Origin of the sequence: Burkholderia sp. DN3021 (assembly GCF_049805555.1) — a bacterium.
In the GTDB taxonomy this organism is placed as follows: Bacteria; Pseudomonadota; Gammaproteobacteria; order Burkholderiales; family Burkholderiaceae; genus Burkholderia; species Burkholderia pyrrocinia_C.
On record NZ_JBNCAB010000222.1, the window covers coordinates 1 to 1,608 of the forward strand.

At 54.9% G+C, this 1,608-nt stretch carries 1 protein-coding gene; it reads right to left on the reverse strand.

Annotation, left to right across the window (positions count from 1 at the left end; all coding sequences use genetic code 11):
- Window positions 1–1,561: ShlB/FhaC/HecB family hemolysin secretion/activation protein (locus tag ACPUER_RS36655; RefSeq protein ID WP_425133568.1), on the reverse strand; the 1,561-nt coding region annotated here is incomplete at its 3' end.
- Window positions 1,562–1,608 lie beyond the last annotated feature (47 nt).

The following is a 1,608-nucleotide window of genomic DNA, read 5'->3' on the forward strand; positions in this document are numbered from 1 at the left end:
TCGCACTCGCCCATTTTCCCGACACCCTGATACCGGCCGCGACCCCGCCGACCGAGCCACCGCGAAGCGTGCTGTCGTTGTTCGTGACCACTCCCCAGTCAACGCCGACAAACGGCGTAACTTGTCCGATCGGCGTCAGGAATGGAAAACTGATGGTGTTCGATACATACCCCCCCGTATCGCCGTAGGCCGATTGATTCTTAAAGCCACGAACCGTGTACTGATCGCCCACCCCAAGCTTGCTGTCGTAATACATACTGTCTTTCGAATACTGCGCACCTGCCGCCAGCGTGTAATTGGTCCGCAGGCCTCTAATCATGAAGTCGCGCGACCAATTCAGATTCATATTGAATTTGTCGTAACGGGAAGTTGGTCCCTCCCCTCCAAACTCCGGATCGGCCGTTGCGCCAAACCAGCCAATACCACGGGTCCAACTTACATCGGCAAAGACGGTGCCACCGAACAGGCTATTCACCCGGTTGACACCCACCTGAATGCTCGTGTGCGTATTACTGTTGATTTCGATCAGTGTGTCATCGACATAGTTACGCACACGCTTGCGATCAAGCACGACATATACGGTATCCTTACCGGCCTGCGAGCGATTGATCACGCGCGAAATTCGGAAGTTGGCATCTTGCGTATTGCCTCTGAGCTGGTAATCGCCATAGATTCCCGACAGCACACTCTTGGTCGGCTGCGCGGTATATCGCAGATCGGCGCTCCAGAAGCCAACACGAAATCCGTATGAAACCCCCAGCGAGTCATAGGCGTAACGTGCCGGATCCTTGTAGTAGCGACGTGCCGCCGAAAGCGTCAGCACATCGTTCATGCTCAACATATCGGCAATCGAAAGATTTACGCCATACTTGTACAGACCCTGATTCGCTCGATCGCTGAAGCCAGAGTTGTCAACCGACGCCGACACGGCAAATGGTTTTGAACGATCCAGGGCGACGTCCAGATACGAGTACCCGACCTCCTCGGCCGGCACAACATTGATTTTCGCGGCTTTGCCGAGACTGTTCAGATTTTCGATTGTCTGATCGATATCGCGAATGTTCAGGACGGCGCCCTCCATACCCGGCATCGCACTGGCCAGCATCATGCGTTCACGAATACCTTCAGGCTCCTGGCCGTTTACTCGCCATCCTTTCACATAACCCCAATTAACCTTCAGAATCAACGTCCCACTCGATAGGTTTTGCTCCGCGAGCGACACGTTGGTCGTAATGTAGCCACGCTCATAATAGAAATTCGTCAGGTCCCGCAGCAAAGCAAATATTTCCGTTTTCCCCATGGTCGTACCCTGGTAGCGCTCGACAATTCGATCGACTTCTCGGAAATGGCGATCACCATCACGCACTTCGATTTGTTCGATCGGAAACCGTGCTTCACCCACCTCCGGCACTTGCACTGGAGACGGCGCCGCGGTCTGCGGCTTGGCCGACCATTCCTGCATTTGCTGTTCGATCGCCTGTTGTCGTCGTGCCTTCTCGTCCAGATCCCACTCTCGGTCTTGTGGCGTCGGCTGCGCGGTTGAAGCGCCCGCCCAGCCCATCAGAAAAACGAGTATCGCCAATGATGCACCCTTGTGCCTCAACAGAG